Source organism: Vibrio sp. 070316B, from assembly GCF_013114115.1.
Lineage (GTDB): Bacteria > Pseudomonadota > Gammaproteobacteria > Enterobacterales > Vibrionaceae > Vibrio > Vibrio chagasii_B.
The window spans coordinates 1-13,768 of record NZ_VTYC01000022.1 but is presented as its reverse complement, the minus strand read 5'-3'; the positions used below and the strand labels follow the sequence as shown (position 1 = coordinate 13,768).

Annotated in this window: 12 protein-coding genes; 3 read left to right on the top strand and 9 right to left on the bottom strand. The window is 47.3% G+C overall.

The features are described from left to right. Positions 1 to 7: 7 nt before the first annotated feature. Positions 8 to 1,435: a fructose-specific PTS transporter subunit EIIC gene (locus F0251_RS16265; RefSeq protein ID WP_171731372.1), complete on the top strand. Its 1,428-nt coding sequence runs from the start codon at positions 8 to 10 to the stop codon at positions 1,433 to 1,435. Positions 1,436 to 1,510: 75 nt separating this feature from the next. On the opposite strand, the gene F0251_RS16260 is transcribed toward F0251_RS16265, so the two are convergent. Then, positions 1,511 to 2,287 carry a transporter substrate-binding domain-containing protein gene (locus F0251_RS16260; protein ID WP_050651339.1) on the bottom strand — a complete coding sequence of 259 codons (777 nt, stop codon included), beginning with the start codon at positions 2,285 to 2,287 and terminating at the stop codon, positions 1,511 to 1,513. A gap of 125 nt (positions 2,288 to 2,412) precedes the next feature. Here F0251_RS16260 and F0251_RS16255 point away from each other — a divergent pair, with 125 nt between their 5' ends. Continuing rightward, a complete protein-coding gene (locus F0251_RS16255; protein WP_171731371.1) occupies positions 2,413 to 3,153 on the top strand; it encodes an amino acid ABC transporter permease in 741 nt (246 codons plus the stop codon). 137 nt (positions 3,154 to 3,290) lie between these two features. Here the strand turns inward: F0251_RS16255 and F0251_RS16250 are convergent, their stop codons facing one another. The 8 genes from F0251_RS16250 to F0251_RS16215 all read right to left on the bottom strand — a co-directional run bounded on the left by F0251_RS16250 (position 3,291) and on the right by F0251_RS16215 (position 12,693). After that, entirely contained in the window at positions 3,291 to 4,421 is a 1,131-nt protein-coding gene (locus F0251_RS16250; RefSeq protein WP_171731370.1) for an ABC transporter ATP-binding protein, read from the bottom strand. Between the two features lie 57 nt (positions 4,422 to 4,478). Next, the gene (locus tag F0251_RS16245) at positions 4,479 to 5,213 is read right to left on the bottom strand and encodes an HAD family hydrolase (protein ID WP_065605892.1); all 735 of its coding nucleotides are present in this window, start codon (positions 5,211 to 5,213) and stop codon (positions 4,479 to 4,481) included. Continuing rightward, positions 5,203 to 6,672 carry a CehA/McbA family metallohydrolase gene (locus tag F0251_RS16240; RefSeq protein ID WP_171731369.1) on the bottom strand — a complete coding sequence of 490 codons (1,470 nt, stop codon included), beginning with the start codon at positions 6,670 to 6,672 and terminating at the stop codon, positions 5,203 to 5,205. Before F0251_RS16240 ends, F0251_RS16245 begins: the two co-directional genes overlap by 11 nt. 105 nt (positions 6,673 to 6,777) lie before the next feature. Then, positions 6,778 to 8,058, bottom strand: a complete 1,281-nt coding sequence (locus tag F0251_RS16235; protein WP_171731368.1) for an extracellular solute-binding protein — start codon at positions 8,056 to 8,058, stop codon at positions 6,778 to 6,780. Between the two features lie 6 nt (positions 8,059 to 8,064). After that, positions 8,065 to 9,012, bottom strand: coding sequence for a carbohydrate ABC transporter permease (locus F0251_RS16230; RefSeq protein WP_171731367.1), 948 nt, complete (start codon positions 9,010 to 9,012; stop codon positions 8,065 to 8,067). A gap of 23 nt (positions 9,013 to 9,035) precedes the next feature. Next, positions 9,036 to 9,920, bottom strand: a complete 885-nt coding sequence (locus tag F0251_RS16225; RefSeq protein ID WP_171731366.1) for a carbohydrate ABC transporter permease — start codon at positions 9,918 to 9,920, stop codon at positions 9,036 to 9,038. An 84-nt stretch (positions 9,921 to 10,004) separates the two neighbouring features. Beyond that, a complete protein-coding gene (locus F0251_RS16220; RefSeq protein WP_171731365.1) occupies positions 10,005 to 10,907 on the bottom strand; it encodes a LysR substrate-binding domain-containing protein in 903 nt (300 codons plus the stop codon). A gap of 160 nt (positions 10,908 to 11,067) precedes the next feature. Further along, positions 11,068 to 12,693, bottom strand: coding sequence for an ABC transporter substrate-binding protein (locus tag F0251_RS16215; protein WP_171731364.1), 1,626 nt, complete (start codon positions 12,691 to 12,693; stop codon positions 11,068 to 11,070). A 143-nt stretch (positions 12,694 to 12,836) separates the two neighbouring features. Here F0251_RS16215 and mpaA point away from each other — a divergent pair, with 143 nt between their 5' ends. Further along, positions 12,837 to 13,547 (top strand): murein tripeptide amidase MpaA, encoded by a 711-nt coding sequence (gene mpaA, locus F0251_RS16210; RefSeq protein WP_171731363.1) that lies wholly within the window; start codon positions 12,837 to 12,839, stop codon positions 13,545 to 13,547. The last annotated feature ends 221 nt before the right edge of the window (positions 13,548 to 13,768 follow it).

Sequence of the window (13,768 nt, the reverse complement as noted above, 5' to 3'; positions counted from 1 at the left end):
GACAATTATGAGTACCCTAGCAAATCAAGCTACGAATACCAGTAGCAATTCTAATAATAAAAATAGTAGTAGCGACTTTAAAAAACTCCTTAGTACCATGAAAGGTCACCTGCTTTTCGGTACATCACACATGCTGCCTTTCATCGTAGCCGGTGGTGTTCTGTTGGCTTTAGCGGTCATGGCATCGGGTAAAGGTGCGGTTCCAGCAGACGGCTTGCTGGCAGACATCTCTAACATCGGTATCAAGGGCCTTGTTCTTTTCCCAATCATTCTTGGCGGCTTTATTGGTTACTCAATTGCAGACAAACCAGCACTAGCACCTGCAATGATCTCTTCTGGCATTATGGCAGACATGGGCGGCGGCTTCCTTGGCTGTATCGTGGCTGGCTTCATCGCAGGTGGCGTGGTACTTCAACTTAAGAAGATCCCACTTTCTACTAACATGACAGCACTAGGTGCGTACTTCATCTACCCGCTTGTTGGTACGCTAATCTCGGCAGGTATCGTACTGTGGGGCATCGGTGAGCCAATCAAACTGTTCATGGCTTCAATGAACGAGTTCCTAGCGTCAATGGCGGGTGCATCTAAGATGGTTCTGGGCACAATCCTTGGTGGTATGACGGCGTTCGATATGGGCGGCCCTATCAACAAAGTGGCGACCCTATTTGCTCAAACTCAAGTAGACACACAACCATGGTTAATGGGCGGCGTAGGCATCGCGATTTGTACACCACCTCTAGGTATGGCACTGGCAACTTTCCTATTCAAAAACAAGTTCTCTAAACAAGAACAAGAAGCAGGTAAAGCAGCAGCAATCATGGGCTCTATCGGTATCTCTGAAGGTGCTATCCCATTCGCAGCGAATGACCCAATGCGCGTTCTTCCTTCAATCGTAGCCGGTGGTATCGTTGGTTGTGTGTTTGGCTTCATGACTGACATCCTACTTCACGCACCGTGGGGTGGCCTAATCACTGCACCTGTATCAAGCAACATCCCTATGTACGTGGTCGGTATCGCACTAGGCTCTCTAACCACAGCGGTTATCGTTGGCTTCTGGAAACCAGTCGCTGTTGAAACCGAAGAAGACACAGTTGAAGCTGCGCCAGCACAAGCTCAAGCAGCACCTGTAGCAGGCGAAGGCGAGTACGACATCGTAGCAGTAACTTGTTGCCCTTCTGGTGTTGCACACACCTTCATGGCAGCCAAAGCACTAGAGAAAGCAGGTGCGGCAGCAGGTCTGAAAATCAAAGTAGAAACACAAGGTCAAAACGGTATTCAGAACCGCATCACCGACCTAGATGTCGCCAACGCGAAGCTGGTTATCTTGGCTCACGATATTCAAGTGAAAGACGCTCACCGCTTTGCCAACGCGAATGTGATTGAGTGTTCTACTAAGGAAGCTATGAAGAAAGCTGCAACACTGGTCGTCGCATAACCCAACGTCAAGTTAGCTCCTAACTCTAGAGCCCTACCCCCTAAGGGCTCTATTTTTCTCTTCTCTATCAGCTCGTTACATGCTCTTCAATCCCCACTTCTCAGCGGTTTGCTTAAAGAAACCTTGCGTCTTTTTCAATTCAACCCAGTGGTTAATGTAGTTAATCCAAACCTGATCATCTTGTGGTAGTAGCATCGCAATTGGAGTTGGTTTACGTGGCTCTTTCACCGGAACAATCGCGAGCTGCTTAAACTTCTCTACTAAGGTTGCAGCCTCTACGTTTGAAGTCACGGAGACATCAGCGCGGCGAGCTAAAAGCTCTTGGAAATCACGCGCCGGCGCTTCAATCACGATGTGTTGTGCCGATGGGAAGAAGTCCTTCACCATCTTTTCTTGTACTGTGCCGAGCGTGGCGGCAACTTTGATTTCTGCTTTGTCAAAATCACTCCAATCTGAGAACTTCTCTATGTCTTTCTTTTGCACAACAGGGACAAAAGCCAGATAGAAGTAGGGTTGGCTGTACCCAGCGACTTTTGCTCGAGACATGTTGAGCGATGCGCTGCCAGTCACGTCGTACTTGTTGGCCGTGATGCCATTCACCAAGGTTTTCCAGTCTGTTGCGACGTATTCCACTTTTACGCCTAGGTCTTTAGCCAACTCAGTCGTGACATCGATATCAAAGCCGCGGTAGCTGTTGGTTGCAGGATCCTTCATTGTCATTGGGTTCCAATCCCCCGTTGTACCAACGCGAAGAACTCCGGCATCCAGTATCTCCTGCAAGCGACTTTGTGCATGTGCTATTTGTGTAAAAGCAAGCAGGCACATTCCTAATGCAATTAAGCTTTTCTTCATTTTCTATTCCCTTAAACGAATGCTGATTTCTAAGTGATGAATGTAAATATTCTCTTTAATTATTAACCATTAAACAGATTTGGTTGTTAACATAGCAATAACAAATGGAGTTTTTGGGAGTAAATGTGAACTATCGTCACTTATCGCTAGTTTCTCTGCTGTTTCTGACAGGATGTACAGATTACCAATGGGGATGGTATGTACTCGACCCGTCGACGGAGCAGGGGCGAACTAATATTCAGTTTTTGATGGCTGGTTTTAGCGAGACTATTCAGGTTTCGTTGCTAAGCATGTTTTTTGCTATGGCTCTGGGTCTATTGGTCACCTTTCCTGCGCTTTCTAGTTCTCCAATACTCAGAGGGATTAATCGACTTTACGTAGAGGTGATGCGTTCTATCCCTGTATTGGTATTGCTATTGTGGGTGTATTACGGAATGCCGACATTACTCGATGTCTCTTTGAACCACTTCTGGGCAGGGGTAATCGCATTGACCGTTGCCGAGAGCGCCTTTATGGCAGAAGTGTTCCGTGGGGGGATTCAAGCGATTAATCGTGGCCAACATGAAGCGGCCGAATCCTTGGGATTAACCTATTGGCAAAAAATGCGATTCGTTATCCTACCGCAGGCATTCCGTCAGATACTGCCGCCCTTGGGCAATCAGTTTGTTTATATCCTCAAGATGAGTTCGCTAGTGAGTGTGATTGGTTTGAGTGATTTAACAAGACGAGCAAATGAGCTGGTGGTGAACGAATATTTACCTTTAGAGATCTATACGTTTCTGGTTTTGGAGTACCTTGTTCTTATTTTGGTGGTATCGCAAGCGGTTCGTTGGCTAGAAAAAAGGATTGCGATTCCGAGCCATTAAATGGTTCTAACCCTCAAGAACGTTTAGCTATCTCCAACAAAAAAAGCCTCGAGCACAGGCCCAAACTCCTGTTGATACCCCCGTAATAAAAATCCCCACTCATCTGAGCGGGGATTTCTTTATTTTGACTCTTCGACTTATTCAGTCAGTGCTTCTTCTGTCTCTAGGTCAAACAAGTGGCACTGTGAGGTATTAAAATGAAGCATTGTCTCTTGTCCACTTTCCGCTGTTCGGTCAGCATCAAAAGGCACGCGTGCCACCAGCTTATCTGCACCGAGTTTAAAATAGAGATACAGCTCATTACCCATCGACTCAACCACATCAAGCCTGTGCGTTTGAGTATTCACTTCCGCCAGCGGCGCATCGTGATTAGCCAGTTGAATATGTTCTGGACGAACACCAAACCACACCCACTCGCCCACCTTTTCACGAGCGATAATCTGCTTGTCTTGTGGCAGCGTCCAACGAGTACCACTTTCAGAGACCACGTTCATCACACCATCAATCTCATCCAATCTCACCTTGAGAAGATTCATCGCTGGCGAACCAATAAAGCCCGCGACAAATTTGTTTGCTGGGTACTGATAAAGATTCATTGGCGTATCGACTTGCATAATCTCACCTTGATTCAACACACAAATACGGTCACCAAGAGTCATGGCTTCCACCTGATCGTGTGTCACGTAGATCATGGTGGCGTTCTGCCCTTCTTGCTTAAGGTTATTGTGCAGCTGTGCAATGCTGACACGAGTCGAAACACGCAACTTTGCATCCAAGTTAGACAAGGGCTCGTCAAACAAAAACACATCTGGCTTACGCACCATCGCACGGCCAAGCGCCACACGCTGCCTTTGACCACCCGACATTTCACCCGGCTTATTATTTAGCAGATGTTCAATATCCAGAGTCTTGGCTGCATCTTCAATTCGCTCATTGATTTCATGCTTTGGCAGCTTCTGTTGCTTCAGGCCAAAAGCCATGTTGTCGTACACCGACATGTGCGGATAAAGCGCGTAGTTCTGAAACACCATCGAGATACCACGATCTTTAGGTGGCAATTCGTTTACACGCTTATCGCCAATGTAGACATCGCCTTCTGAGATATCTTCAAGGCCTGCGATCATACGAAGTGTGGTGGATTTTGCGCAGCCAGACGGCCCAACAAACACCATAAACTCACCTTCGCGAATATTCAGATCGACACCGTGCACAGCCTTAAAACCATTTGGGTAGGTTTTTTCTACCCCTCTCAGTGTGACTTCAGCCATAACCTGTCCTTAAATCAATTGGTTAAATACTATCTTTGCAATCTGTCGTGACACGCTTTAGCCACGTTCTTGCAGTTGATTGAGCTCAAAATGGGCGACTGATGCGATAACCAGATCCGCCACTGGCTCTAACTCGCTGTGTTGTGCAGTCCCCGTCAGAACACCGACATTGCTTGCGCCTGCATTGCGGCCAAATTCCATATCCGAAACCGTGTCACCAAACATGATCACTTCATGTGGCTCAATGCCACATTGCTCACAGAAGGCATTGAGCAGTGCTGGCGCTGGTTTAGGTTCGATATCACCATCTGAGTAACCGACATAATCAAACATCTCGCTCAAACCCGATTGCTCTAGTGTGTAGATGGTTGAGTCTTTGGTGTCTGCGGTCGCAATACCTAAAATCATGCCTTGCTGCTTAAACAGACCCAGCTTTTCAGCCACTCCCGGCAGGGCTTCAATCCAGCTTGGGTTCTCTTCCACTTCGTCATTGAAAGCGGCTTTGGTCACCTTAGTGAACTCAGCGAGCGAGACATTAGGTTGCAGCATGTTGAACCACGCTGTTGCGGTATCTTCCACTGGGTTTGAGGCTAATAGTCCATAGTTATCAACCACATCACCTTCCACTCCGATAGCCAAGAGTAACTCAGCAGGTGTGACAGTTTGATTACCCTGATGCTGGTCACTGTAAGATTTCACACGCTCACAAGCACCACGAGAAACGTTGAGCCACATCTTGTGGAACTCTAACAATGTGCCGTCTTTATCAAATAACATCGCCTTAAACTTCATCACGGCTCATTCGCTCCATTAGTTCTCCCCAAGTACGCACTAGGGGTTGGTTAAATTCTGGTTGTTTACCGTCGAATACGGCGTTGATGCAGCCTTCAAACTCAAGATCGTCAGATGCAGTTTGAGTGCTGTTGATTAATGCTGAAGAAAGATCCCCACGACGAATATCGACACGGCACCAACGGTACCCTTCATCAATATGAATGCTTTGCAGCTCATCACTCAAAGCGATTCGATCGACAATCTCGCCATCGACCACGCACTCCGCGTAGTAAGGATTTTCTGAGTCAGAGACGGCAATTCGGTATGTTAGTGGCTGGCCTTGAGAGTCATTACCCGGCAGTACGTCACCTAAATTGATATCAAACTTCAAGCCGCAGCGGCGCTCTAGGTAAACTTGCCCATTACGCAAACCGGCCAAGATGCCTTCACCGCTCAAGCCATGGCTGTAAACGAAGGTGGATGGGTCACCGTAGATAGAAGGCTCATCGGCTTTAGGATTACGTTCATGCGGTTCAAGGTGCGAATCACTGCCGCCAATCGCGGTAATGCGCTGGCCACAGTTCCACATTTCATTGAGAACCAATAACGCTTCCTCGGTCGCTTTTGGTGAAGTTGACCAAGTAGGGTCACAACACACTTCAAACGTAGACACTTGGCCTAGATCCACTTGATCGTAATGCCAATGCCACGGCTTCATCATCGGATGATTAATGCCAAGGGAGCTATGTCCACTTTTTGCCAAATTCAATCCTGCTTCCATGGTCGCTTGGCTGCTGTGTTCGACGTATCTAAGGTCCAAAGACTTTACTGGGCCATGCACATTGAAGTGCCCGAGATCGGTCGTAACTTCTAACGCAGGCAAGAACAAACACTGGTTAGAGACAGGCAACGTAGGTTGGCAGATGTTGTGCTCTGTGAAGAAAAAGAAATCGAGCCCTTGTGATTCCACAATGTCTTTAGCCGCGGCCAAGGTATTGTGACCATCAGAAAGCTGAGTGTGAGCGTGTAAGTCACCACGATACCAGCGAGAATCAGAACTCAGCATGTAGCTGTAATCAAACTCGATATCGTGATCACTTGTCACCGTTGGGGTCAGTTCTAACTCAGCATCGCTATTAACTAACTCTTCAGAGCAAAGTACATCGACTTGATACTGCATCGCACGCTCGGTGCGGAACTCACCCTCAAGGTTGTAAAGCTCTAAGAACCATTCACCCGGTGGAATCACACCATCAATCGCGCCTAGGCCTGAGTTTTCCGGTTGGATAGTGAGTGACTTGTGCGCTTTTTCAAACAGCACTTTGCCACGAAATGCTTGGTTGGCATCATACGCCGCTGCGTATAAGAATCCTTTTTTCACCGTCGTGCCGGTAATCACTACGCTCATAGAGCCTGCTGGCACATCAAAGGGGATACTTACCCTGCCAAACGGCAGCTCACCTTGAAATTGGGTCATTGTCATCACCAAATTCGTCCTAATTGAAGGACTGGGTCAAAAAGAGGCCCACCCGAGTAGATGGGCCTTTATGCATGCAAAGATAGTGTTAATCCACTTTGCAGATTAAGAACGATTCGCTCGGTCTAGTGCACGTTGCGCTTTCTTAGCCGCTTGTTTTAGCGCTTTGTCAGCAGGCACGTTTTGGATTTGAATCTGGTCCGCAGCTACCTTCAGCGCATCCATGATCTTACCGTTGGTAGGGTCTAGGAAGTCTTTGGTCGCCGTGTTCGCTTGCTTCAATGGAATCAGAGCTTGTGGGTTGTCTTTGGTGAACGCTTGGTACTCTGGTACTTCAGAAACACTGTTGCGCACTGGGATGTAGCCAGTGAACATTGACCAAGCTGCCGTGTTCTTGGCATTGGTGTAGAACTCAACAAACTCAAATGCACCTTTAGCCGCTTCGTCATCCGTGCCTTTTGGCATTACGTAAACCAGCGCACCCGCTTGTGGTGCAGAAGGGTTTGAGCCCCAACCTGGTTGCGTGGTTGCCGAAAGCTTAGTGAAGTCCAAGTCACCTTGGTCACCCGATGAACCGGTGTAGCCTAGTGCGTTGTCTTTCATCACGTCATCAATGGTTTTGTACCAGTATTCCCAGCCTTGACCGCCGTAGTGAATACGCATGATTTGATCATCGTGGATCCACTTACGGAAGCTGTCCCAAACCTCAACCCACTCAGGAGAGTCAATCAGCACTTTCTTACCGTCATCACTGATGATCTTAGCGCCGTTAGAAAATGCCGCGTCAATCATGTTGTCTTGACCCCACATCGGCTCCCAGCCGTAGAAGGTCACATTACCTTTCTCATCACGTTGTGTGACTTTCTCCGCGACCTTAGCCACACCTTGCCATGTCTTTAGATCTTGCTCAGTAAAGCCGTTATCTGCCAACACCTGCTTGTTGTAGTAAAACACCTGAGTTGTACCGTAAGCAGGTAGACCGATGATGGTGCCATCGTCTGCCGTCACTTGATCTTTGAACGCACCGATGAAATCAGAAAAATTGAACTCTTCATCCATGAACGGCGTTAGGTCACGACTCAAACCACGTCCGTTCATCGCTTCCGCACGACCTGAATCTAACAGCACAAGTTCAGGAGCCGTTCGAGACGCCAAACCGGCTTGCAGCTTCTGGTAGGTTTCTGTGTAGTTACCTTGCAACGCGGGCTTCACCACATACTCATCTTGGCTCGCGTTGAACTCTTCGATGAGCTTAGTCATCATTTGCTGTGGCTTAGTACCACCGGAATACCAAAAGTTAACTTCGGTTTCGGCAAGAACACTGCTAGAGAACATAGACGCGCTTGCTGCGCCGGCACACACTAGTGCGAGAGTTTTTAATTTCATTTCCGTTTACTCTTTTACGCCGTTATCGGCGATACCCGAAAGAATCGTCTTTTGACAAATGACGAATAGAATTAACAAAGGCAATACTGCAATGGTGCTCGCCGCCATAATTTGCGACCAGTTCAACCCATAGTTACCTTCGGCAATAAAGTAGTGACGAATACCAGTAGCGATCAGATTTAAATCCTGAGTCGTAATCACCAGACTTGGCCACATGTAGCTGTTGTAATTGGTAATAAAAGTGATGAGGAACAGTGTTGCGACTGCTGCTCGGCATTGCGGTAAGATGATTGCCCATAAGATTTTGAGCTCACCTGCACCATCAATTCGTGCCGCTTCAATCAGCGACGGATGCACCTTGATAAACACTTGGCGTAAATAGAACACACCGAACACCGACGCCGCATTCGACGCCACCAAGCCCATGTGCGAATCCAACAAACCCAGTTTTGCCAAGGTGATGTAAGACGGAATGTAAGTCACTGCGCCCGGCAGCATGTAACAGCCCATCACGATGAAATAGAGCACGGTCTTTGAACGGAACTTCAGCTGAGTCAGCGCGTATGCAAACATCGCCGAATTCACGATCACTAGCAGGGTCGTGAACAAAGCCACGCTAAAGCTGTTGAAGATATACAAGCCAAACGGCGCGCTGTGGAAGGTTTCAACAAAGGTTTCCCAACGAAACTGCTCTGGAATCAAGTCCAGCGGGTTAGCAAAGATCTCATCGTTACTTTTCAGCGAACCAGACAGCATCCATAAGAACGGAAACACCATGATGGTTCCACAGGTTGCCAAAAACAGGTGCTTAGCCAGTGCAAGGAGCGAACGGCGATCCGCTGAGGCTTTCTTTGACGCAACTTCTGACTTCGTCGCTTTGACTTGAGCTCTAACTTTGGTTTTCGCTGCGCTCTGATTTAATACTTGATTGGCATCCAATACTTGCGTGGTCATAATTCTGTCCTTTCAAAAATCGACTAGTAGTACACCCAGCGCTTGCCGATGTAGGTATTAATAAGTGCCAGCAATCCAGTAATCAGGAATATCACTAACGATGTCGCGGCCGCAGGTCCCATTTCGTAACGTTCGAACGCCTGTTGGTAGAACAAGTACAGCAAGGTACGTGTCTCACCACCCGGCCCGCCTTGCGTCAGAATCTGGAACTGATCGAACGCCTGCATTGCCGTAATAATGTTGACCACCACCAAGAAGAATGTGGTTGGGGAAATCAGTGGCAGCGTTATCTTCAAAAATCGCGTTAAGCTGCTACAACCATCAATCAAAGACGCCTCATACAGGGACTCTGGAATTTTGTTAAGCGCACTGATGTAAAACAGCATCGTCCAACCAATCGCCTGCCAAACTGTCACGATAATCACCGCAACCAAGGCTGTGTTTCCGTTCTCTAACCATGGAATCGCGCTAAACCCAGCCGACTCCAATAAGTGGTTTGCCAGGCCTGATTTGGTCTCGAATACCCAGGACCACACAATCGACACCGCGACAGTGGGTGTAATCCAAGGCGAGAAGATCACCGCACGATAAAATTGGCTGCCTTTGAAGTTTCTGTGCAGCAGCATGGCAAACACAAGGCCAAGAATGATGGTGGGAATCACCACACCAACTGAGAACCAAAACGTATTGAGCATCGCTTGGATGAACTCGTAGTCCTCAACCATGTACTCGTAATTTTCTAAACCGATGAACGAATAATCTGGCGAGATGTAATCCCAATCGGTGAAGCTGATATAAATTGAATAACCAAATGGTACGAGCCAAAAAGTAAACAGTGGCACCAACAACGGTGCAGTAAATAGCAGTACCTTTAAGCGGTTTTTCATTGGTTCTGAGAAAGCACTCATGGTGACCTCGTCCTTATTTGTATGCGGTTAAATTAAGAGGTTTGTGTGACAGGTTAGTAAGAGCGCCCTTCATTTTTTTTATGGCTACCCATTAGAAAATCTTTCTTCCAGTTCACCGTCTTCCATCTGGTGATAAAGCCAATCACAAAAGAAATTCACCTTGGCACTGCGGCGGTGTTTGGTAATCAAATAGTGGGCAGACTCGGCAGGCATTGAGGACTCTGTCGCCAGAACAAGATCGTTTTTCTCTAACAGCTCAGACACCGCAAGCGAACGCACTAACAACACCCCAATACCATGCTTAACTGCCTCTAGAGCGTGCAGAGAGTTACTCACTTCAAGTAGCACCTTCGGTAAAGTCATCTCGAATTGGTTGTGACTCAGCCATTGCAGCCAGTTCTCTCGGTAGCCTTTTACTTGCACGGTCGGCAGAGCAGAGAAATCATGCTCAGCCAAGGAATCTTGATATTGGTTCTTAAATTCTGTGCTGCACACTAACTGCCAATGTTCTTGAAACAGTCGCTCGCAATGGGTGTCTTCGCTTTCAACCTTGCCGTTGGTCAGTTCGATATCGACATTCTGACAAGGGTTAGTTGATGGCCAGTCCACCAGCTGAATATCGAGCCTGATAAAAGGGTATTTTTGATAAAAAGATGGTAGGCGAGGTAGCAGCCAGTTATGGCAAAAGGTGTGATTAACGCGCAGGCTCAACACGTCGGTTTCTTTTTCCCCGAACAGAATTTGAGTCTGTAGTTTCAGATGTGCCAATGAGCCCGCAACAATCGGTTGATAATGCTGGGCAGCCGACGTTAGCTGTACGCCTTTGGAGCTGCGTTCAAACAGTGTGGTATCAAGAAAGGTTTCTAAACTTTTAAGCTGCTGACTCACCGCAGCTTGGGTAACACAAAGCTCTCGCGCAGCAGCGCCAATAGAACCGAGGCGGGCAACAGCTTCGAACGCAACAAGGGCACGTAGAGGGGGTAACATGGCTTCACCTGATTGAAATAAAAGTGAAAAATACTTCAATCAGGTTTCAGTTTTTTGCGCTTACCGTTACAGATTAATGACGAAGGGACGTTGATCAGATATTTATGATCAACGTCCCTTTTCTCTATTTCAGACTTTTATTGATATGTAAGAAGCCCAATTACTCTTTGATGTAGAGATCCTTAGAGTAGATACGCCCTTCAACGTTGTTCTTTGCAAAACCACCAACACTTGGACGCACTAGGCGAGCCTGCATATAGTAGTAAATTGGCGCGATCGGCATGTCTTCTGCCAGCAACTGTTCTGCTTGGTCATAGAAACCTTGGCGATCTTGTTCACTGGTTGCGGCTAAGGCGCTGTCCATTGCTGCGTCGTACTTTTCATTGCTGTAGCGAGCAAAGTTACCTGAAGAGCCAGAACGCAACAGGCTCAAGAAGGTTGATGCTTCGTTGTAGTCACCACACCAAGAGGCGCGCATCACATCGAAATCACCTTGGCGACGTGATACCAAGTAAGACTTCCACTCTTGGTTTTCCAACTCAACTTGCGCGCCTAGGTTACCTTTCAGCATTGACGCAATCGCCACTGCAATCGACTTGTTCGATTCACTGGTGTTGTAGAGCAGTTTGAAATCCAATGGGTTAGCTGCATCGTACCCCGCTTCTTTCAATAGCTCCTTTGCTTTTTGGTCACGTTCCTTCTGAGTCCATGTGCTGTATTCAGGTTGTGTCGCATCAAAACCAGCCGTGTACTCATGTGCAAAGGTATAAGCTGGTAAGTTGCCCACCTGAGTCACACCATTGGTGATAACGTCACGCATCATAGAATAAGAGACGGCTTTACGTACTCGCGCATCATCAAAAGGTGGTCGCGTAGTATTGAATGCGTAGTAGTAAGTACACAGCAGAGGCACGGTGGTAAACGCATCTTGATATTTGCTTTTAAGCTGCTGCGCCATGTGTGTCGGCACATCAGAAGTGATATCAACCTCACCCACGGCATAACGGTTAATCGAGGCATTCTGATTCTCAAACGGAATATAAGTCACTTCAGTTAAGTGGGTATCTGAGCTATCCCAGTATTTTGGGTTCTTCTTAAGTTCAATGCGCTCGTTCACCACCCACTCGTCTAGTACGAATGCACCATTACCGACAAATTGCTTGGGATCGCTCCACGGCTTGTCGCTACTTTCTAGGGCTGTTTGATGCACTGGCATCATGGATGTGTGGCCTGTCATCGCCACAAAGTAAGGTACTTGGCTGTCGAGTTCAAAACGAACTGTGTGTTTATCAACAGCCGACACGCCTAGATCTTCAATCGGCTTCTTACCTTCTGCCACATCAGCAATATTGTTGATTTTGGTGAGCTTTAGATACCACACATTTGGCGATGCCGTTTTTGGGTCTACCGCGCGTCGTATCGCATACACGAAATCATCGGCCGTCACCGGATCGCCATTCGACCATTTCGCGTCTTTACGCAGGTGGAATACAAACGTCTGGTTGTCTTCGGTTTCCCAAGACTGTGCAACACCTGGAGTGATGTTGCCATCGCGATCTTGAATCACTAAACCTTCAAACAAGTCACGTAGAATGTGCATTTCAGGAAGGCCTTCAGCCTTTGCCGGGTCAAGGGTCGCCGCTTCTGCATCATTCGCGCGCACCAAGTGTTGTTGCTTTGCCAGAGTGGTTCCCGCAGGCAACGTGTCAGCAACGGCAGTCACTGAGATAAAAGGGGTCAATAGAGATGAAATGAGTAACGCCGTTGAGTGTTTCTTAAAATCCATATGTTTTTGCTCTCCTAGCCTATCTTTGAAGCAAGTAATAAAATTAACAATGCGACTGTTGACGAGTTTTAATGCTTTCGTTTATCTAAGTAGTTTTTGTAATCGTTAATACTTGATAGTACTTGATCAATCAGGAGATAAAGGTGAGTTTAATTCCAAGAACGGAAAGAGCTGCATTTTCAATAAAGCCGCTACCATATGGAAAATCGGTATTGGGCGCACCCTTACTCTATTTCCCCGCGCAAGTAGAAAGCGAATCTCAAGGTCTAATCATAGCAGGCACACACGGTGATGAAACCGCGTCTATCGCTGGTTTGTCTTGTGCACTAAGAAGCCTGCCAGCCGCTAACTTGAGACACGATGTGATTCTGTCGATGAACCCAGATGGTAATCAGTTAGGTACACGTGCCAACGCTAACCAAGTCGATCTAAACCGCGCTTTCCCAACTCAAAACTGGACAGAAAACGGTACCGTCTATCGCTGGAATTCCCACACACCAGTTAGAGATGTAAAAGTGAAAACTGGCCAAGCCGACCAACTTGAACCGGAAGTGCAGTCGTTAATCAACCTTATCGAAGCCCGTGAGCCTAAGTTCGTCATCTCTTTCCACGAGCCACTCGCCATGGTCGATGACCCAGCCCAATCTGAGCTTGCCACTTGGCTAGGTAAGCAGTTCAATCTACCGCTCGTCGAAGACGTGGATTACGAAACCCCAGGTTCATTCGGCACATGGTGCCAAGCGAGAAACTTGCCATGTATTACCGTAGAGCTACCACCGGTTTCTTCGGATCTAACTATCGAGAAATATTTGGATGCGTTTGTGGGTGTGTTGGGGTGTGAGAAGGTTGGTTAGACAAACTCGTTTTTGGACAAAGCCTTCTTAGAGTAATCACGTAAAGTAGAAAAACTCGGATAATTTTTGCTAACGGAAAGTCGCTCAGTGAAGTGTCCAGTTCTGCTGGTTCAGATCAGTACGTAGTAAGATGAATAACAGGACAAATCCTACACGTTGAAAACCTTATGCTCACACTGTCTTATAAAGTCGATAAGGTGATTAGGACTTCGTGTTCGACT